Origin of the sequence: Sphingomonas sp. SORGH_AS_0438 (assembly GCF_031453475.1) — a bacterium.
In the GTDB taxonomy this organism is placed as follows: Bacteria; Pseudomonadota; Alphaproteobacteria; order Sphingomonadales; family Sphingomonadaceae; genus Sphingomonas.
On record NZ_JAVIZS010000001.1, the window covers coordinates 2,203,175 to 2,221,328 of the forward strand.

Annotated in this window: 18 protein-coding genes, 1 tRNA gene, 1 pseudogene and 1 riboswitch; of the genes and pseudogenes, 12 read left to right on the plus strand and 8 right to left on the minus strand. The window is 66.8% G+C overall.

Features of this window, described 5'->3' with window-relative positions:
• Nucleotides 1–18: 18 nt before the first annotated feature.
• Nucleotides 19–783, minus strand: a complete 765-nt coding sequence (locus QE452_RS10250; protein WP_309657912.1) for an FCD domain-containing protein — start codon at nucleotides 781–783, stop codon at nucleotides 19–21.
• A gap of 145 nt (nucleotides 784–928) precedes the next feature.
• Nucleotides 929–1,789: a type 1 glutamine amidotransferase gene (locus QE452_RS10255; RefSeq protein ID WP_309657911.1), complete on the minus strand. Its 861-nt coding sequence runs from the start codon at nucleotides 1,787–1,789 to the stop codon at nucleotides 929–931.
• Between the two features lie 164 nt (nucleotides 1,790–1,953).
• Between QE452_RS10255 and QE452_RS10260 the strand changes: the two genes are divergently transcribed.
• Nucleotides 1,954–2,325 carry a Gfo/Idh/MocA family oxidoreductase gene (locus QE452_RS10260; protein WP_309729995.1) on the plus strand — a complete coding sequence of 124 codons (372 nt, stop codon included), beginning with the start codon at nucleotides 1,954–1,956 and terminating at the stop codon, nucleotides 2,323–2,325.
• The gene (locus QE452_RS10265; protein ID WP_309729998.1) at nucleotides 2,306–2,992 is read left to right on the plus strand and encodes a Gfo/Idh/MocA family oxidoreductase; all 687 of its coding nucleotides are present in this window, start codon (nucleotides 2,306–2,308) and stop codon (nucleotides 2,990–2,992) included. The genes QE452_RS10260 and QE452_RS10265 overlap by 20 nt, the downstream gene beginning before the upstream one ends.
• A gap of 6 nt (nucleotides 2,993–2,998) precedes the next feature.
• Here the strand turns inward: QE452_RS10265 and QE452_RS10270 are convergent, their stop codons facing one another.
• Entirely contained in the window at nucleotides 2,999–5,407 is a 2,409-nt protein-coding gene (locus tag QE452_RS10270) for a DUF3772 domain-containing protein (RefSeq protein ID WP_309657909.1), read from the minus strand.
• Between the two features lie 183 nt (nucleotides 5,408–5,590).
• A riboswitch (SAM-I-IV-variant riboswitch) is annotated at nucleotides 5,591–5,697 on the plus strand.
• Nucleotides 5,698–5,752: 55 nt separating this feature from the next.
• On the opposite strand from QE452_RS10270, the gene QE452_RS10275 reads away from it, so the two are divergent.
• A complete protein-coding gene (locus QE452_RS10275) occupies nucleotides 5,753–6,832 on the plus strand; it encodes a low specificity L-threonine aldolase (protein ID WP_309657908.1) in 1,080 nt (359 codons plus the stop codon).
• A gap of 417 nt (nucleotides 6,833–7,249) precedes the next feature.
• Here the strand turns inward: QE452_RS10275 and QE452_RS10280 are convergent, their stop codons facing one another.
• From QE452_RS10280 to QE452_RS10290, 4 genes are all read right to left on the minus strand, one after another.
• The gene (locus QE452_RS10280; RefSeq protein ID WP_309730001.1) at nucleotides 7,250–7,786 is read right to left on the minus strand and encodes an HNH endonuclease family protein; all 537 of its coding nucleotides are present in this window, start codon (nucleotides 7,784–7,786) and stop codon (nucleotides 7,250–7,252) included.
• Nucleotides 7,752–8,957 (minus strand): DUF262 domain-containing protein, encoded by a 1,206-nt coding sequence (locus tag QE452_RS10285; RefSeq protein WP_309730005.1) that lies wholly within the window; start codon nucleotides 8,955–8,957, stop codon nucleotides 7,752–7,754. The genes QE452_RS10280 and QE452_RS10285 overlap by 35 nt, the downstream gene beginning before the upstream one ends.
• A 2-nt stretch (nucleotides 8,958–8,959) precedes the next feature.
• Entirely contained in the window at nucleotides 8,960–9,142 is a 183-nt protein-coding gene (locus QE452_RS19085) for a plasmid mobilization protein (RefSeq protein ID WP_405052757.1), read from the minus strand.
• Nucleotides 9,143–9,935: 793 nt separating this feature from the next.
• Nucleotides 9,936–10,025: transfer RNA gene (locus tag QE452_RS10290), tRNA-Ser, on the minus strand.
• Between the two features lie 125 nt (nucleotides 10,026–10,150).
• On the opposite strand from QE452_RS10290, the gene hspQ reads away from it, so the two are divergent.
• From hspQ to QE452_RS10315, 5 genes and pseudogenes are all read left to right on the plus strand, one after another.
• Nucleotides 10,151–10,528, plus strand: coding sequence for a heat shock protein HspQ (hspQ, locus tag QE452_RS10295; RefSeq protein ID WP_309657907.1), 378 nt, complete (start codon nucleotides 10,151–10,153; stop codon nucleotides 10,526–10,528).
• 136 nt (nucleotides 10,529–10,664) lie between these two features.
• Nucleotides 10,665–10,961, plus strand: coding sequence for a 50S ribosomal protein L21 (gene rplU, locus QE452_RS10300; RefSeq protein WP_125995714.1), 297 nt, complete (start codon nucleotides 10,665–10,667; stop codon nucleotides 10,959–10,961).
• 25 nt (nucleotides 10,962–10,986) lie between these two features.
• Nucleotides 10,987–11,256 (plus strand): 50S ribosomal protein L27, encoded by a 270-nt coding sequence (rpmA, locus tag QE452_RS10305; RefSeq protein ID WP_125995713.1) that lies wholly within the window; start codon nucleotides 10,987–10,989, stop codon nucleotides 11,254–11,256.
• 199 nt (nucleotides 11,257–11,455) lie between these two features.
• Nucleotides 11,456–11,980 (plus strand): GNAT family N-acetyltransferase, encoded by a 525-nt coding sequence (locus QE452_RS10310; protein ID WP_309657906.1) that lies wholly within the window; start codon nucleotides 11,456–11,458, stop codon nucleotides 11,978–11,980.
• A gap of 59 nt (nucleotides 11,981–12,039) precedes the next feature.
• Nucleotides 12,040–13,358, plus strand: a pseudogene (locus QE452_RS10315) (chloride channel protein).
• Between the two features lie 10 nt (nucleotides 13,359–13,368).
• Here QE452_RS10315 and QE452_RS10320 read toward each other — a convergent pair.
• Entirely contained in the window at nucleotides 13,369–14,244 is an 876-nt protein-coding gene (locus QE452_RS10320) for a metal-dependent hydrolase (RefSeq protein ID WP_309657904.1), read from the minus strand.
• An 81-nt stretch (nucleotides 14,245–14,325) separates the two neighbouring features.
• On the opposite strand from QE452_RS10320, the gene QE452_RS10325 reads away from it, so the two are divergent.
• The 4 genes from QE452_RS10325 to QE452_RS10340 all read left to right on the plus strand — a co-directional run bounded on the left by QE452_RS10325 (nucleotide 14,326) and on the right by QE452_RS10340 (nucleotide 18,131).
• Nucleotides 14,326–14,916, plus strand: a complete 591-nt coding sequence (locus QE452_RS10325; protein ID WP_309657903.1) for a TetR family transcriptional regulator — start codon at nucleotides 14,326–14,328, stop codon at nucleotides 14,914–14,916.
• A gap of 41 nt (nucleotides 14,917–14,957) precedes the next feature.
• Entirely contained in the window at nucleotides 14,958–16,004 is a 1,047-nt protein-coding gene (gene obgE / locus QE452_RS10330) for a GTPase ObgE (RefSeq protein WP_125995709.1), read from the plus strand.
• Between the two features lie 118 nt (nucleotides 16,005–16,122).
• Nucleotides 16,123–17,229, plus strand: a complete 1,107-nt coding sequence (gene proB, locus QE452_RS10335) for a glutamate 5-kinase (protein ID WP_309657902.1) — start codon at nucleotides 16,123–16,125, stop codon at nucleotides 17,227–17,229.
• The gene (locus QE452_RS10340) at nucleotides 17,226–18,131 is read left to right on the plus strand and encodes an NAD-dependent epimerase/dehydratase family protein (RefSeq protein ID WP_309657901.1); all 906 of its coding nucleotides are present in this window, start codon (nucleotides 17,226–17,228) and stop codon (nucleotides 18,129–18,131) included. The genes proB and QE452_RS10340 overlap by 4 nt, the downstream gene beginning before the upstream one ends.
• The last annotated feature ends 23 nt before the right edge of the window (nucleotides 18,132–18,154 follow it).

Below are 18,154 nucleotides of genomic sequence, written 5' to 3' on the forward strand. Positions count from 1 at the left end.
GGCAAGGGGACGCGGCGGTCAGGTACCGCCGCGTTCCCCCTGCCCTCCGGCAGACGCTGCCGGGCCGCCGTCGATCAGCGTCAGCACATCCTGGATCAGCCGGCGCATCGCCGCTCGCGCCGCCGCCGCATCGCCCGTCGCGATCGCCTCCGCCACCGCCTCGTGATCGGCGATATTGGCGGTGCGCCCCTTGATCCGGTTGGTGAAGCGGATCGAGGTGCGCAGGGCGGTCGCGACCACGTCGCGGAACTGCGCGTAGAACGGGTTTTTCGACGCGCGCAGGATCGCGACATGGAAGGCGATATCGGCGTCGAGCGGATCGTCCTCCCCCGCCTCCGCCGCGCGCATCCGCTCCAGCCCGGCGGCGATGTCGCGAAGGTCGCCGGGCCCGGCGAAACCCGCCGCCAGCGCCGCCGCCTCCGGCTCGATCGCGACGCGCAGCTGGTTGAAATGGACCAGCAGCTCGATCGAGAATTTGCGTTCGAGCAGCCAGCGCAGCACGTCGGTGTCGAACAGATTCCAGTTGCCCGATGGCTGGATCACCGTCCCCTGGCGCGGCCGGGCGCTCAGCAGCCCCTTGGCGGTCAGCATCTTCACCGCCTCGCGCGTCACCGAACGGCTGACGCCGTGCTGGCGCGCCAGTTCCGCCTCGGTCGGGAAGCTGCGCTGTTCATAATGACCCGTGACGATCGCCCGGCCCAGATTGTCGAGCATTCCATAGGTCAGGTTGCGGCCGAGCGGCGCCCGGTCCAGCAAAGGAAGATCGGTCGTCAGCGTTGCCATGGCCCCTGTCGCTCCCCTGCGATGCCTGTTCTGGTCTCTGCGTACACATATTGACGGGGCGTCAGAAGCGTTCGTCGTATAAAAGAACCAGCCGGTTTGGAGCTATCCCCTTGCCCGGCCGGGCGAACGTCATAGTCCGCCGGCGTCAGCCCTGCTGTCGCTGCGCGTGACGCGCGGCCACCAGCGTGTCGAGGAAGTTGCGCAATTCGCGGCGGCGACAGGCCATGTCGGCGAACTCCCCGTCCACTCCCAGATGCCAGCGGAGCGCCGGCGAGTCGGGATCGTCCTGCAACGCCGCCAGCAAATCCGCGTGCCGCTCCACCGCCGCCTCGTCCAGGGCCAGCCCCTGCTCGACCAGGTCGTCCGCCTGGCCCCGCAATGCGCTGGCGATCTCCTCGGGGGACAGTTCGGGATGATATTGCACGCCCCAGAAGAGGCCGCCGTCATGCCGGATCTCCGCCGCCTGCACCGCGCTGACGCCGTTGCTGGCGAGCAGCAACGCGCCCTCGGGCAGCGACTCGACCTCGTCGCCATGGATGGCGGGCGCGTCCCAACAGGCGGGGCGGCCGGCGAGCAGCGGATGGTCGCGCCCGGCCATGGTCGACGCGATGCGGCGGGCGATGCCCGCCTCCAGCCGTTCGGGAATGGGCCGCACCGTTCCGCCCGCCGCCGCAACCGCGACCTGCAAGCCCGCGCACGATCCGAAGGACGGCACGCCCGAGGCGAAGACCGCGCGCATGAACGCGATCTGCCGCCGCACCGGCGGACTGTCCTCATAGACATGGAGCGGCGAGCCGGTGAGGAAGACGCCGTCATAGGCGGCGATCTGCTCGGGCGTATAGACGGGCGAATCCTCGTCGGCGGGGGCGATCCGTTCGGCGACGATGCCCGGCACCATCTGTTCGAGCGTCGCGATATAGCTCTCGCCGGAACTGCGTCCCGCGCGTTCGCGGCGGTCCGCGCGATGTTCGGGGGTTTCGCTTTCGGCGACCAGGACGGTGTACAAGGCGCGGCGCTTTCATCAGGGCGGAGACGGGGCATAACGACGCGGGGGCCCTGCCCTATCCACCGGGTTTGACCTCGATCATGGCGAATGCGTGGGCGGTGATGGGCGGCGGCGGCCCGATGTGGCACATGGCGTCGGACCGTGCCGCAATGTCAGGAGCTTCGATGACCCAGCCCTCGATCGCCACCGGCCTGATCGGCTTCGGTCTGGCGGGCAGCGCGTTCCACGCACCGCTGATCGCGGCGACGCCGGGGCTGCGGCTCGCCGGCATCGCCAGTTCCCAGGGAGCGGCGGTCGCCGCCGCCTGGCCGGACGTGCCGGTCTTCGCCGATCCCGCCGCGCTGATCGCCGATCCGTCGATCGAACTGGTCGTGATCGCGACGCCCAATGCCAGCCATGCCCCGCTCGCCCGTGCGGCGCTGGCGGCGGGCAGGCATGTGGTGATCGACAAGCCCTTCGTCGCCGATCCCGAGGATGGCCCCGCCCTGATCGCGGCGGCGGGGGCCGCCGGGGCGCGTGCTCAGCGTCTTCCATAATCGCCGCTGGGACAGCGACTTCCGCACGGTGCGGTCGCTGGTCGAGAGCGGCGCGCTGGGCACGGTGATGCGCTGCGAGATGTACTGGGACCGCTTCCGCCCCGCGATCAAGCCGGGCTGGCGGGAGGATCCCGGCATGGCCAGCGGCCTGCTCGCCGACCTGGGGCCGCATCTGGTCGACCAGGCGCTGGTGCTGTTCGGCCTGCCGGAGCGAGTCGGCGCGGACGTGATCGCCCAGCGACCCGAGGCGCGGGTCGACGATGCCTTCACGGTGACGCTCCATTATGGCGTGCGGCGGGTGACGCTCGCCGCCTCGACGCTGACGCTGGCCCCTCGCCCCCGTTTCGCGCTCCACGGCACCGCCGGGCATTTCGCCATCCACGGCATCGACCCGCAGGAGGCGGTGCTGCGCGCGGGCGGGCGGATCGACGATCCCGCCTTCGGCATGCAGGAGGCCGGGCTGGACGGCGTGCTGACGCTGGCGGACGGCCGGCGCCGGACGGTGCCGAGCGAGCGCGGCGACTGGCGGCTCTATTATGCGGGCATGGTCGCCGCGATCCGCGACGGTGCGCCGCCCCCGGTGACGCCCGAGGACGCGCTCGCCGGCCTGCGCCTCATCGACGCCGCCCGGACCAGCGCGCGCGAGGGGCGGACGATCGCGCTCTGACGCCGCTCAGCCGTTCGGCGGCGCGCTCGGCAGGAGCTGGAGCTGCTGCGGCACCGTGCCGACATCGATCTCCTCCTGAGCGAAGCGTTGCAGCACCGCGAGCAGCACGGCGCTGCGCGCGCCATAGGCGGCACGCGGGCCGGCGGTATGGGCGAAGCAGTTGAACAGGATGCGGCCGTCCGCGATGCTGTCGACGAACGCCTTGGGCGCGGGATCGTCGAGCACGGTCGGGTCGGCGGCGAAGGCGTCGAGCACGATCGCCTGCACCCGCGACGGGTCGATATTGAGCGGCACCGAGAACTGGATCTGCACGCGGCCGAGCGGATTGTTCAGCGTCTTGTTCAGCACCGGCTTGGTGATGAGCTCGGAATTGGGCACGATCAGCGTCGAGTGATCGGCCAGCTCGATCTCGGTCGACCGCACGCTGATCCGCTTCACATCACCTTCGTCGGTGCCGATCCGCACCAGGTCGCCGATCTTCACCGGCCGCTCCGCCAGCAGGATGAGGCCGGACACGAAATTCTGCGTGATCGCCTGCAGGCCGAAGCCGATGCCGACCGACAGGGCGGACAGCAGCAGCGCGATCCGCTCCATGCCGATGCCCAGCGACGCCAGCCCCCACAGCACCGCCAGGATGATCGCGAGATAGCGCGCGACCATCGCGAAGGAGTTGCGCGCACTCAGGTCCAGCTCGGTGGTCGGCAGATAGCGCTCGTTCAGCCAGCGCATGAACAGCCGCGCCAGCGTCAGCCCGACGCACAGCACGATCACGGCGCGAATGATCGCCCAGGGCGAGATGCTGACATCGCCGATGGTGATGCCGTTGGCGACGGTCGCGAACCGGTCGAAGGTCGATCCCACGTCGGACCCGAACGGGGTCAGCAGCATCACCACCGCGACGATCGCCAGCCCCAGCCGCAGCGCGCCCGACAGCAATACGCCGAACTGGTCGATCGCGCTCGCCCGGATGCCGATGCCGCGCGCCAGCATCTGGCCGGTGCGGCTGGTCGATGCGAAGACGGTGGTCACGACATCATCGATGAAGACCAGCAACAGGTAGAAGGTGGCGGCGACGATCGCGAGCCATTCGATCGCGATCCGGGTCAGGAACAGGCTGAAATTGGTATAGCCGATCAGCAGCGCGGCAGTGCCGACCAGCGTCACCAGCCAGGCGATTAACGTCACGCCGCCGACCCAGGCGCGCCCCGCCCCCGCCCCGGCCGACGCCTCGACCGCCGGGTTCTGCGCGGCGGCGGCATCGGCGGCTTCGTCGGCATGGGCGCGCAGCCGGCCCAGCGTCAGCAGGACGCCGCCGATCACGACCAGCCGGATCGTCGCCAGTCCCGCATTCGCCGCCGCATCGAGCGCGCCGCCGATATGCAGCACCTCGTTGACGGCGGGCAGCAATATGTCGAGCGCGGTCAGGATCGCCAGCACCCAGGCCCAGGGCAGCAGCGCCACCGCCACCCGGTCGCCGATCGGCAGCAACCGCCACGATCCCTGGCTGCGCATCAGCAGCGCCGCCGCCAGCGCGCCGACGAAATTGCCCATGCCGACTGCGAAGACGAAGGTCGACAACACCGGCTCGGCCGTCGCCCCCGCCAGCCCCGACCAGCGCAGGCCCTGCACCAGCATCACCGCCGCCAGCGTCGGCAGCAGTGTGCCCGTCGCCACGCGCCACATGGCATAGCTCGACCGTCGCACCCGGTGGCCGGGCGCGGAGCCGATCGCATAGCGGCGCCCCGCATCGCGCAGTGCGATCCGCGCCGGCCAGGCCAGCGCGATCGCCACGACCAGTCCCAGTACCGCCAGCCAGACATGGCCGCCCCGCGCGCCGGCGACGATGTCGCGCATCACCCGCCCGGCATAGCGGGTCGCCTGCTCCATATCGTGGGGCAGCGCGGTGGCGATGCCGGCCCAGAAGGCCGGGGTCAGGGGCGAGGCATTGCGCGTCGCCCAGCTCCGCCCCAGTTCGGCGGCCTGGGCGGCGTTGATGCTGTCGGTCAGCTGCTGCGCCTCGACCGACAGCAGATTGCCGCGCTTGATCGCCGAATCGATCGTCGCCCGCCGCTGCGCCAGCAGCTTGCGCTGCGCGACGATATCGGGCGCGTCGACGATGCCGGCCGTGGTCGGGCCGACCTCGGCGATCTTGGCGTCGACCAGCGCCATCTGCGCCTGCAACGTCGCGCCGGTATCCGCCGCCACGGTGCGTGCCGCCGCCAGCCGGTCGATCAGCTCGCTGCGTTCCTCGCGGCCATGCGCATCGTCCGCCGCCGCCTCCACCGCGCGGACATCGGCGGAGGCCTCGGCCAGCTTCGTCACCGCCGCGCCGACCGGATCGTCCGCCTGCGCCGTCGCGGTGCCGGTGGCGAGGAGGGACAGCAGCACCGCCACGAGCAGTAGAAACAGCGGCAACGGGCGACGGCGGGGAACGGAAGACAGGGACAGGCAGGACACGACAGACTCCGCATCGACGGGCGATGTCGGGCGGCCTTACGCCTTTGCCGCACCGGGAGCGAGCCTCCACCCCGCCACGCCGACCGCCCCTTCCGCCGGCACGACAGGCTTGACGATCAGTCCCGCCTTGTCTAGCGGCCTAACCAGCATCAAGAGTCGGATCACGTCCGGCACCAACCTGCGCCCGCGCAAGGTGGTACCCCTGGAAACAGAGGGATGTGGCCGATCCGGCAATTAGCGGGTTTTTAGCCACATCGTCGTTCCTCCGATGCCGGATGCCGTCAACAACTACGGAATCGGCCTGTGACGAGCTATCAACCGCAACAATTCGCCAGCGACAATTATGCCGGGGCCTGTCCGGAAGCATGGGACGCGATGCTTGCCGCCAATGGCGGCTCCGCCACCGCCTATGGCGACGATGGCTGGACGCAACAGGCCGCCGACTGTTTCCGCACGCTGTTCGACAAGGATTGCGAGGTCTTCTTCGTCTTCAACGGCACCGCCGCCAATTCGCTGGCGCTCGCCTCGCTCTGCCAATCCTATCACAGCGTCATCTGTTCATCGTCGGCGCATGTCGAAACCGACGAATGCGGCGCGCCCGAATTCTTCTCCAACGGCTCCAAGCTGCTGCTCGCCCCCTCGCCCGACGGCAAGCTGACGCCCCAGGCGATCCGCGAGCTGGCGACCACCCGTTCCGACATCCATTTCCCCAAGCCGCGCGTGGTGACGATCACCCAGCCGACCGAGACGGGGCAGGTCTACAGCGTCGAGGAAGTGACGGCGATCGCCGCGCTGTGCCGCGAACTGGGCCTCAGGTTGCACATGGACGGCGCGCGCTTCGCCCAGGCCTGCGCCACCCTGGGCTGCACCCCGGCGGAGATGACCTGGCAGGCCGGGGTCGACGTGCTGTGCTTTGGCGGGACCAAGAACGGCATGGCGGTCGGCGAGGCGGTGATCTTCTTCGACCGGGCGCTGGCCGAGGATTTCGGCTATCGCTGCAAACAGGCGGGCCAGCTCGCCTCCAAGATGCGCTTCCTCTCGGCGCCCTGGGTCGCCCTGCTCGAAAGCGGCGCATGGCTGCGCAACGCCCAGCATGGCAATGCCTGCGCGCAGCGGCTCGCGGCCAGAGTGGCGAACCTGCCCGAAGTACGGCTGCTGTTCCCGGTGCAGGCGAACGGTGTGTTCCTCACTGCCCCGCCCGCCGTGCTTGACGAACTGCGCCGGCGCGGCTGGCGTTTCTACACCTTCATCGGTGGCGGCGCGCGCTTCATGTTCGCCTGGGATGCGCAGGTCGAGCGGGTCGACGAACTCGCCGCCGACCTGCACGAGGCCTGTCGCCTCTGCCGGCGAGAATCGGTCGAGCCGGTCCCCACCTGGTCGTGACTTGATTCTTGGCGGGCGGATCGGCACCGGTCCACCCGCCATCCGCGCCTGAGTGGGCGGTGGCCGGGCGACGGCCTCCCCAGTCGAAGGTCGACATGGCGAGCGCTTTCGGCGGACGCATGACCACGCACATCGCTCTAACGGGCTATGTTTCGGGATGAACTGATAAGGGTGCCGCGACGCGACATGGCAACGGTCGGGATAATCCCGGCCGGGCCTTCAGTCTGTGCGAAGCCGGTGCCGAAGCCTGCCGTTCACGACAGGAAAAATGGCGGAGAGGGTGGGATTCGAACTTCCTCGCGAGAGCGACTATTACCCACTTTTTTACCCACGATTTTTCGAGATGCATTTGTGAGACGGTCGTGCCGCCCGGCGCACTTTTGCCGGGCGGCCTTCATCCTGAAGTACCCCTATTGGTTAGCCTGATGCCGTGTTGGACCAGGTTTGCACCGCCAGTCTCGCGAGTTCCGCTTGGCGGTCCTTGATCTCAGCCGCACCCCAGCGTGAATAATCCGCAACCGTACGAGTCACATAGTAGCCAGAGTTCAAGTAGGCTTCGCGGCGCTTAGAGAATGGTTTGCCCGCCAGAACCTTGTTCTGGCTCGGTTTTATAAGCACCATGTTACCCAACATTTTATGTACCGCTTCTGCTTCCTCTTCATTTACGTCCCAGACGCCTGGCGCATAGAGTGGCAACACATAGTCCAATGCGATCTGATCAGCTTCATCGCTGCTTACATAACCAGGCTGAGGATCTTCTTTAGTAAATTTGTCAATTGAACGAAGATAGTACTTTGCCAGATGAGGTCGAGAAACACGTGCATTGGAAAATGCCGTTTCAAACTCTGCGTCGGTTGGAACGTACCTTTCCATTGCACTCTTCAGTTGTCGCGCTGTCGTTATATTACCCGTGCCAATTTCATGAGCTCGGCGCGAGTACTGTTCGTCTAGCATCCCTCCGCGACCAACCGAACACCAGAAATCTTACAGACCAACTTACGAACATCTTGAAGGCCTTTTCTGCCTCCCTAGGCTCAAAATGCAGTGCCACAGCGAATAGCAGGGGTCTTATCTGCTCAACTTTAAGCTGATTGGCTATCGTATCTACCGCGCCTCGCGTGGCAGTACGATGGTCAGACCAGAACGGGTGCTGCGAAGACCAGAGAGCAACGTACGCATCGACAGATCTACTTGCCTCTTCCAAGAATGAAAGCGCCTTGGTCTCTCCAACGATGTCACTCTTGATTTTACGCGCAAGCTCGCGCTCTTTTGTAGGCCCATTTTTAACAACCCAGAAATGGCGCAAAAACGTGACAAGTCGATCATCCTCTTCATCACCTAAGGCTTCGATAGAGGTGGTTATATAATTCCAAAAATCCTGAGCTTCTTTCAGCCGATTACCTGACCTACTAAAGAAATAATTCTTCAATATGTCAGCAGCACCCGCTTTAAGGCCTCGGTCATTGAGCGTTTCAAACATTCTAAATGCGCCAACCTCATCCGGGGCAGTAACAACGACGACAGACGCATTATTCTTTATGAAATTAACCCACCTATTTAGGTGATCGGATCGGCTATCGATCTTTATGTTTTTTAGTTCGTCGTTTATAAATTGCTCACAAATCACCGAAGCTTGTAGCAGACGGCGGTTTGATGCTCTCATTGCCTTTACTGGACGCATACCCCTGCGCTCTTCAGCATTCGCCAATATGTAATTAACAAAGAACGCATTATCTTCAACGTTAAGCTCTAACCGCGGCACGCGTTCTTCACTCTCCAAGTCGATATCACGTAGAAAGCTTTTTTCAATCGATTCAGCCCTCCCCAATCGTTTCAATTCAGCCTGCTTGTCTCGAATACGCGCCAGTAAAACACTGGTCGTGGCAAGCCGCTGCTGGCCGTCAACGATTGATGGCACTTCAGAGCCTCGTTGGATTAGGACAATGGTTCCGAGGAAGTAGTCCTCTTCGTCACTCAAAATTGCCTCATTCAGGTCTAGCAGCAGGTTCTCGACCTGAGGCTCACCCCATTTATACGAGCGCTGATTGGCAGGTACAGCAAGCGAACCGCGACGGAGCAGTTCTCCGATACCATAGCTATCGAAATTGAATTTTCCCGCTGCCATTCTTAGACCCTCTTCATCGAAAGAAAGGGAACCGGCTGCGACGCCTCCTCTAACTCTCGGACGGCAGACTGCCGCAAGCAGGTCCGCATCCATACTGAAAGCGTCATGCCTGCGATCTCCGCACACTGTTCAAAGGCATCCTTCTCAGCAGGCGACGCCCGCAATTCGATTCTCATGGTCTTCATGATAGTCCTCCACCATCCCTAGTACGGCATATATCCGTACAAACAAGGCTAATAAGCACAAAATTACGTACGGTGTACGTACAAATACTGTTGACGGCTTTGGTGAACGGCGAATATACGGTCAGCACGGCCGCAGATAAGGCAAGTGCCGGCGAAGGGATGTGGAGCATGTAACAGCGAGCGGCAACCGCGAGGAACGAAACCTCGCTAGAGACGGGAAAAGGCCGACCAGATGGCCGGCCTTCCGTAGTGCAACCGAGCGCTAAGCGCTGCGATCCTCACCGCTGTAGGAAGCCGAGGATAAGCACGCCTAGCGCCAAACCTCAAGGATAAACCGCATGGTTTATGTCTCTGGGTATTCGCGCATTCGATACGGTCGTGTCGAGCGTGTGCGAGCCCATTTCCGCCGACGCTAAAACGGCGTCTTAAGCCGTCCTTTTCAGGACACCTTTCAACACCTGGGGCCGCCTTCAAGCGGCCCCTTTTTTTTCGCGCTGTTAGCTGCGGCGAGAAGCTGACTAAAAACCGCTTGGTCGAACCGTCCGTTCGAATTCTACCCGAGAAGCCGAACGGCGCGTCACATGGCGAATCACCCTCGTCGCTAGGGGTAAAATTACCCACCGCAAAAAGCTTACCCACGGTTTTACCCACCGGACGCCTTTGGCTGCCGAGATGGACGCAGACGATTACCAGATAAGAACGCTAATATTCGCAACGACTAAACTTGCGATCTGCTTGGTTCGATTATCAAAACCAAGCCTCTAAGCCATTGAAATCATTGGCTTTATTTAAGTGGCGGAGAGGGTGGGATTCGAACCCACGGTACCCGTGAGGGCACGCCGCATTTCGAGTGCGGTACATTCGACCACTCTGCCACCTCTCCGCGGTGCCGGCGCCCTCCGAAGGAAGGAACCGTCTGGTCAGGCGGGGGCCTCTAGCGAAAGCGATCGGGGCTGGCAAGCGCCAGAATGCTTGTTGGCGACGCTTTCTCGCATTACCTTGACGACCATGCATCATACAGATCGTCTCCCCGCCTCCGCCGACCTGCCGGCCGCGCCCGCGATCGCCCATGCGCGCTTCGCGATCGGCGATGTCGTGCGCCATCGCATGTTCGATTTCCGGGGCGTGGTGTTCGATGTCGATCCGGTCTTCTCCAACACCGACGAATGGTATGATTCGATTCCCGAGGGAATCCGCCCCGACCGGGACCAGCCCTTCTACCATCTGCTCGCCGAGAATATGGAGCAGAGCTATGTCGCCTATGTCAGCCAGCAGAACCTGATGGCGGACGACAGCGACGAGCCGGTCGACCATCCCGCGATCGCCGGCCTGTTCAACGGCTATGCCGATGGCCGCTACCGCCTGCGCCGCGAGCATCGCCACTGAGGCGGGAAGCCCGCGTCAAAGAGTCACTTTCGGGTGAATCTTGGTTGACAATCCCGGGGCCTTTGCCTAGCTGGCCCCTCTTCCTCGTCGGACATTGGTCCGGGCGAGGCTACGCATTTGGAAAGTGATGAGGGCCATGTTCGCAGTCGTGCGCACGGGCGGCAAGCAGTATCGCGTCGCCGCCGGAGACAAGATCGTCGTCGAGAAGATCGATGGCGAGGCCGGTTCGTCCGTGACGCTGGGCGATGTGCTTCTCGCCGGTGAAGGATCGGATCTGAAGTCGGTGGACGGTCTGACCGTCGCCGCGGAAATCGTGGCGCAGGCGAAGGCCGAGAAGGTCATCGTCTTCAAGAAGCGCCGCCGCCACAATTATCGCCGTCGCAACGGTCACCGTCAGAACCACACGATCCTCAAGATCGTGTCGGTCGGCTAAGCGACGCGCACAGGAGTAGATCGCAATGGCACATAAGAAAGCAGGCGGTTCGTCGCGCAACGGTCGCGATTCGGCCGGCCGTCGTCTTGGCGTGAAGAAGTTCGGCGGCCAGGAGTGCATCGCCGGCAACATCCTCGTGCGTCAGCGCGGGACCAAGTTCTATCCGGGTGCGAATGTCGGTATCGGCAAGGACCATACCCTGTTCGCGCTCGTCGATGGTCGCGTGGCGTTTGCCAAGGGCAAACTCGGCCGCAGCTTCTGCTCGGTCGAGATTATGGCCGAGGCGGCTGAATAACATCGGGTGACCAGCCGGGTCGCCCACCAGGGTGACCCGAGTTCCGGCACTGGAACCGAACAACAAGGGAGGCGGGTCACCCCGGCCTCCCTTTTTTCGTGCTCCCTCCACCGCCTTGTCTCCGTCCCGTCATTCCGGCGTGGCAGGGGCGCGGGCGACGCGACAGGGAGAAACGGATATGTTCGCGCGAACGGAGAGATTGACGCTCAGGCCCGCCTGGCCGGAAGATGCCGGCGCATTGGCGGCGGCGATCGGGCAGCAAATGGTGTCCCGGATGCTGAGCCGGGTGCCGCATCCCTATGGCGAATCGGACGCCGCCGCCTGGATCGCGCAACCGCGCGGGGCGGAAGAGCCGCGCTTCGTCATCCTGGCGCATGACGGGCCGCAGCCGGTGCTGATCGGCGGAATCGCCATCTCGCCCGAAATGGACGGCCCGAATCTCGGCTACTGGCTGGCGCCGGACGCCTGGGGGCGCGGCTATGCGACCGAGGCGGGGCGGGCGGTGATCGCGATGGCCCGGCACGCGCTGCCGCTCCAGCGGCTGAACGCCTGGCACTTCGCCGACAATCCCGCATCGGGCAAGGTGCTGCGAAAGCTGGGCTTCCGCCCGACCGGCGAAACGATGTCGCGTCGCTCCGCCGCCCGCGCCGCCCCTGCCCCGTCGATCGGCTATGCGCTCGATCTCGCGGAGGAGGAGCGAGCGCCGCTGCCGATCGCGGCATGAGCCTGTCCGTGCCGCGCCCCCGCGCTGGTTTTTCCGGCGCGGGGCTGTAAGTCGGGCGCATGTCTGAACCGGACCGGCCCCAAAGCGGATCACGCACCTGGACTGTCGCTCGCTATCGCGCGTTGCTCCGCGCCCGTGGCCCGCGCTCCGTCCGATTCCGGACGCGACTCGCCATCCTGATGGGCGCGGTGGCGATCGGTCTCGCCGCCACGCTGTTCGCGCTCGCCGCCGATGCGGCCGCCGAGCAGTTCACCGACTATGCCAAACGCTATCCCTATGCGCCGCTGGTCACCACGCCGCTGATCTTCGCGGCGCTGGTCTGGGTGACCCGTCGCTATGTCCCGCTCGCGCGGGGGTCCGGCATCCCGCAGGTCATCGCCGCACAGGCGAATCCCGAACAGGCGACTCGGTCGCTGGTGTCGATCCGCACCGTCCTGGGCAAGGCGCTGCTGACGCTGGCCGCCGTGATGGGCGGTGCCTCGGTCGGGCGCGAGGGGCCGACCGTCCAGATCGCCGCCGCCGTGATGGGGCTCAGCCACCGGCTGCTGCGCGTGCCCCTGCGCGGCGCGGTGCTGATCGCGGGCGGCGCGGCGGGCGTGGCGGCCGCGTTCAACACGCCGCTCGCCGGGCTGCTCTTCGCGATCGAGGAACTCGCCTCCGCCTATGAGCAGCGGGTGACCCTGTTGGTGATCGCCGCCATCGTCATCGCCGGCATGGTCGCCCAGTCGCTCCAAGGCGACTATATCTATTTCGGGCTGATCGGCGCGCATATGCCGCTCGCCACCGCGTTGCTGATCGCGCCGATCGCCGGCATCTTCGGCGCGGACTGGCCGGCGGCCTGTTCGCGCGACTGACGCTGATGCTGGCGACCGGCCGCAACCGCCTGACCGACTGGTCGAAGGCGCAGCCGATCGCTTTCGCCGCCGCCTGCGGGCTGGTGGTCGGCGGGATCGGCTGCGCGACGGGGCTGACCTGGGGCACCGGCTATGGCGCGGCACGGGCGATGATCGTGGGGGTCAATGCGCCCTTGTGGTTCGGTCCGGCCAAGTTCCTGGCGACGCTGGCGACCGCGGTCGCCGGCCTGCCCGGCGGCATCTTCGCGCCGTCGCTGGCCGTGGGTGCGGGCATCGGCAATCTGTTGCGCTGGCTGTTCCCCGGCTCCCCCTCCTCGGCGATCGTGATCCTGGGGATGGTCGGCTATTTCGCCGGGGTGGTGCGCGCGCCGCTGACCGCCGTCATCATCCTGTCGGAGACGACGGTCAGCCGGGGCCTGATGCTGCCGATGTTCGCCACCGCCTTCATCGCCGACAGCGCCAGCGCATTCGTCTGCCGCGAAAAACTCTATCACGGCCTGAGCAAGAGCTTCGCGATCCGCTAAGCCCCGGCCCTCAGGCGGTGGCGGTGCGCAGCTTCGCCCGCGCCTCGGGCAGCAGCGCATCCGCATAGTCGCTCTCGGCCAGCGCGATCAGCCGGCGATCGTCATGCTGCCAGGGGTGGAAGCCGGGCAGGAAATAGCTGAACCACACGCCCGCCACCTTGCGCGCCATGCCGGGCCGGCCGAACGCATACCAGGCCAGCTTGGCCCAGATGCGCGGACCGCTCATCCCGTCCTGGCGGAGCAGTTCCAGCATCCCCTTGCGCCGGCCTTGGAAGAACTTCCAGGTGGTGATCAGCATAACCACCGCCTTGACCTTCCAGCGTTTTCCCCGCGACCAATCGCGCGTCGCATGAAGCCAGGTGTCATAGGCGACGCCCTTATGCTCGATCTCCTCGGCCGCATGCCAGCGCCACAGGCCCGCCGCCTGCGGCTCGCCGCCCGCCAAATGACTGGGATTGGCGATTAGTTCATGCGCCAGCATCGCGGTGAAATGCTCCAGTGCCATGGTCGCCGCCAGATTGGCGATCGGCGGCCGCCCCTTGGTCAGCGCCAGCGCCTCGTCGACATGCCGTTCCAGCAGCGTCACGTCATAGCCCTGGTTCACGACATGGCGGTTGAAGGCGACATGCTCGCGGCTGTGGATCACCTCCTGCTTGACGAAGGCGTTGATCTCCGCCGCCAATTTCGGCGGCGCGCCGTCGCGGAACGCCTTCACGCTCTCGCAGAAATAGGCCTCGCCCTTGGGAAAGGTGACCGACAGCGCATTGTAGAAGGCGGTGGCGATCGGATCGTCGTTCAACCAATAGCGCCCCAGTCGCTGTCCGCGCCCGAAGCGCACGTCGCGTGGGGTGATGGTGAGGTCGGCGGGGGTGCTTGCTTTGCCCACATTATCCTCCGATGGAACGCTCCGGCGAGCCCAAGGCCCGCCACTACTGACACGCATGTAAATAAGGCTTGCCGTCCCCCCATGTCAATCCGCCGCCGCCTGAGTCCCGACGAGTCGCGCCTGGCGGCGCTGGAGGCGGCGCGCGCCTTGCTGATCGAGGACGGGCCGCAGGGCGTGACGTTGAAGGCGGTGGCGTCGCGGATCGGCCGCACCCATGCCAATCTGCTCCACCATTTCGGCTCGGCGGCAGGATTGCAGCAGGCGCTGTCCGCCTGGATGACGGTGGAGATCGTCGCCACGATCAAGGCGGCGATTCGCGCCGCGCAGGCGGAGCGGGACGGGCCGGGCGAGATCGTGCGGCTGGTGTTCGACGCGTTCGACGCGGGCGGCGCCGGAGCGCTGGCGAGCTGGATGATCCTGTCGGGCGACCGGGCGGCGTTGGCCCCGCTCCTCACCGCCGTGCACGACCTGGTCGAGGAGCTGCGCGGCGACGATTCGCTGGCGGCGCGGCCGATCCCGGAAGAGACGCTGCACCTGGTGCTGCTCGCGCTCGGCGACGCGCTGCTCGGTGCGCCGATGGCGGCGGCGCTGGGCCTGCCGCGCGATGCCGCCCGGCGGCTGGCGGAGCGGGCGATCGTGGCCGGCGATCCGGCCCATGCCGGACCCGTATAGCGCGGGGTGACGGCCGCCGCGCTTCGCGGTAGAGCGCGGCCATGCATTTTCTAGATCAGGCCAAGATTTTCTGTCGCTCCGGTTCGGGTGGTCCCGGCGCCGTCAGCTTCCGGCGCGAGAAGTTCATCGAATATGGCGGCCCGGACGGCGGCAATGGCGGCAAGGGCGGCGACGTGATCTTCGAGGCGGTGGCCGGCCTCAACACGCTGATCGACTTCCGCTACACCCAGCATTTCCGTGCCCCCCGTGGCTCGGGTGGCTCGGGCAGCAACCGCACGGGCGGCGGCGGCGACGATCTGGTAATCAAGGTGCCGGTCGGCACCCAGGTTCTGTCCGAGGACAAGGAGGAGGTGCTGCTCGACTTCACCCGGGTCGGCCAGCGCGAGGTGTTCCTGCGCGGTGGCGACGGCGGGCGCGGCAACGCCACCTACAAGACCTCGACCAATCGCGCGCCGCGTCAGCACGGCACCGGCTGGCCCTCGGAAGAGGCCTGGGTGTGGCTGCGGTTGAAGCTGCTGGCGGATGCCGGGCTGGTCGGCCTGCCCAATGCCGGCAAGTCGACCTTCATCAACGCCGTCACCAACGCGCAGGCCAAGGTCGGCGCCTATGCCTTCACCACCACCCGGCCGCAGCTGGGCGTGGTGCGGCACCACCAGCGCGAGTTCGTGGTGGCGGACATCCCCGGCCTGATTGAGGGCGCGGCGGACGGGGCCGGCATCGGCGACCGCTTCCTGGGCCATATCGAGCGGTGCCGCGTGCTGCTCCACCTGATCGACGCGAATGATGCCGATGTGGCGGAAAGCTACCGGATCGTGCGCGGCGAGCTGGAAGCCTATGGCGCGGGGCTGGACGAGAAGCCGGTGGTGGTCGCGCTTAACAAGATCGACACGCTGGACGACGAGCTGATCGCCGCCCTGTCCGCCGAACTGGAAGAGGCCAGCGGCGCGCAGGTCATCCCGATCTCCGGCGCGGCGGGCACCGGCCTGGACTGGGTGCTCGACCAGTTGCTGGACGCGATCGGCCCCGGCGCGGGCGCGGCGGTCGAGGACGATGGCGAGGAAGACCCGGTCGAGTGGTCACCGCTTTGATCCGGTGAGTTCCTCCCCTAGCCGGGGAGGAACCGTGACGGGCGCACCGACCGTCGGACGGCACGGTCGCGATCGGGAGTCATTGGCGGGGCGGGATCGTCGCGCTAAGGCCGCGGCCATGTCGCTGTTCGATCCGTCCGTCTGTCCGCGCCTGATCGTCAAGGTCGGGTCCGCCCTGCTGATCGGCCCCGATGGCAGCGTGCGCCGGCCCTGGCTGGCGCAGCTGGTCGCCGACATCGCCGAGCGAATCCATGCCGGGCAGCAGGTCGCCGTCGTCTCCTCCGGCGCGATCGCGCTCGGCGCGCGGCGGCTGGCGCTGCCCAAGGGCGGCCGTGCCTGTCTGGAGGATGCGCAGGCCGCCGCCGCCGTCGGCCAGATCGCGCTGGCCAGCCTGTGGGCGGAAATGTTGGCGGGCGAAGGACTGACCGCCGCGCAGATGCTGGTGACGCTCGACGATCTGGAGGATCGCCGCCGCTATCTGAACGCCTCGGCGACGCTCGCCCGGCTGCTCGGGCTGGGCGTGGTGCCGGTGCTGAACGAGAATGACAGCGTGGCGACCGCCGAGATCCGCTTCGGTGACAATGACCGGCTCGCCGCGCGCGTGGCGCAGGCGGCGGGCGCGCAGGGCGTGCTGCTGCTGTCGGATATCGACGGTCTCTACGATCGCAACCCGGCACTGCCCGGCGCGGTGCACATCCCGCGCGTCGAGCGGATCGATGCCGGGATCGAGGCGATGGCCGATACCGGCTCCGCTTCCGGCATGGGATCGGGCGGCATGGTGTCGAAGATCGCGGCGGCGCGAATCGCGGCGGCGGCGGGATGCCATCTCGCCATCGCCAGCGGCCGTGCCGACCGCCCCCTGGCGACCGAAGCGCGGCACACGCTGTTCGTCGCGGAGAAGAGCGCCGGCGCGCGCAAGGCATGGCTGGCGGGCGGCCTGACCGCGCGCGGCACGCTCCATGTCGATGCCGGCGCGGCGCGCGCGCTAGGTGGCGGCGCCAGCCTGCTCGCCGCCGGGGTGACGGCGGTCGAGGGGCAATTCGGGCGCGGCGACCTGGTGGCGATCACCGGGCCGGACGGCCGGCCGCTGGCGCGCGGGCTGGCGGAATATGATTCGGTCGACGCGCTGCGCCTGATCGGCCGGCGCAGCGACGAACAGGCCGCGATCCTGGGCTATGCACCGCGATCGGCGCTGGTCCACCGCGACCATCTGGCGCTGCTGTGACCGCCCCCCTCACCCTGGCGATCACGGGCGGGACCGGCTTTGTCGGCGGCGCGCTGATCCGGCACGCGCTGGCGGCGGGGCATCGGGTCCGCGCGCTTGCCCGGCGGCCGCAGCCGGCGCAGGCCGGGCTGGCATGGATCGCGGGCGATCTCGCCGATCCGCGCGCGCTGGCGCCCCTCTGCGACGGCGCCGATGCGGTGATCCACGTCGCCGGGGTCGTCAACGCGCCCGACCGCGCCGGCTTCGTCGCCGGCAATATCGAGGGCACGCGCGCGATGCTGGCGGCGGCGGGCGACGGACAGCGTTTCGTCCAGGTCTCCTCCCTCGCCGCGCGCGAGCCGGCCCTGTCCGTCTATGGATGGTCCAAGGCGGAGGCCGAGCATCTGGTCGAGAAATCCGCCATGAACTGGGCGATCGTCCGCCCGCCCGCCATCTACGGCCCCGGCGACCTCGACCAGCTCGATCTGTTCAAGCTGGCGCGCAAGGGCCTGGCGCTGTTGCCGCCGCCCGGCCGGCTGTCGCTGATCGCGGTCGACGATCTCGCCCGGCTGCTGCTGGCGCTGGCGACGGATCGCACCGCCGGCATGGTCTATGAGGCCGATGACGGCACCGCCGGCCTGACCTCGGCCGATTATGCGCGGGCGATCGGCACGGCGGTCGGCCAGCGGGTGCTGCCGCTCCACCTGCCGCGCGGGCTGCTGTCGCTCGCCGCGACGCTCGATCGCCGGTTTCGGGGGGCTCGCGCGAAGCTCACCCATGACCGCGTCGCCTATCTCTGCCATCCCGACTGGACGATCGATCCCGCGCGCCGCCCACCGCCCGCCTTGTGGACCCCGGCCGTCCCCATGCCGCAGGGTCTGGCCGATACGGTGCGATGGTATCGCGCCAACGCCCTGCTATAGCCGCAACGACGCCGCATTTGCCG

What these genes read in the sequence shown, in the direction of transcription:
- QE452_RS10285 (WP_309730005.1), bottom strand. Translation starts at nt 8,957, where the DNA reads ATGGCAGCGGGAAAATTCAATTTCGATAGCTATGGTATCGGAGAACTG.
- QE452_RS10325 (WP_309657903.1), top strand. Translation starts at nt 14,326, where the DNA reads ATGTCAATCCGCCGCCGCCTGAGTCCCGACGAGTCGCGCCTGGCGGCG.
- QE452_RS19085 (WP_405052757.1), bottom strand. Translation starts at nt 9,142, where the DNA reads ATGAAGACCATGAGAATCGAATTGCGGGCGTCGCCTGCTGAGAAGGAT.
- rplU (WP_125995714.1), top strand. Translation starts at nt 10,665, where the DNA reads ATGTTCGCAGTCGTGCGCACGGGCGGCAAGCAGTATCGCGTCGCCGCC.
- QE452_RS10260 (WP_309729995.1), top strand. Translation starts at nt 1,954, where the DNA reads ATGACCCAGCCCTCGATCGCCACCGGCCTGATCGGCTTCGGTCTGGCG.
- QE452_RS10280 (WP_309730001.1), bottom strand. Translation starts at nt 7,786, where the DNA reads ATGCTAGACGAACAGTACTCGCGCCGAGCTCATGAAATTGGCACGGGT.
- QE452_RS10250 (WP_309657912.1), bottom strand. Translation starts at nt 783, where the DNA reads ATGGCAACGCTGACGACCGATCTTCCTTTGCTGGACCGGGCGCCGCTC.
- proB (WP_309657902.1), top strand. Translation starts at nt 16,123, where the DNA reads ATGTCGCTGTTCGATCCGTCCGTCTGTCCGCGCCTGATCGTCAAGGTC.
- hspQ (WP_309657907.1), top strand. Translation starts at nt 10,151, where the DNA reads ATGCATCATACAGATCGTCTCCCCGCCTCCGCCGACCTGCCGGCCGCG.
- obgE (WP_125995709.1), top strand. Translation starts at nt 14,958, where the DNA reads ATGCATTTTCTAGATCAGGCCAAGATTTTCTGTCGCTCCGGTTCGGGT.
- rpmA (WP_125995713.1), top strand. Translation starts at nt 10,987, where the DNA reads ATGGCACATAAGAAAGCAGGCGGTTCGTCGCGCAACGGTCGCGATTCG.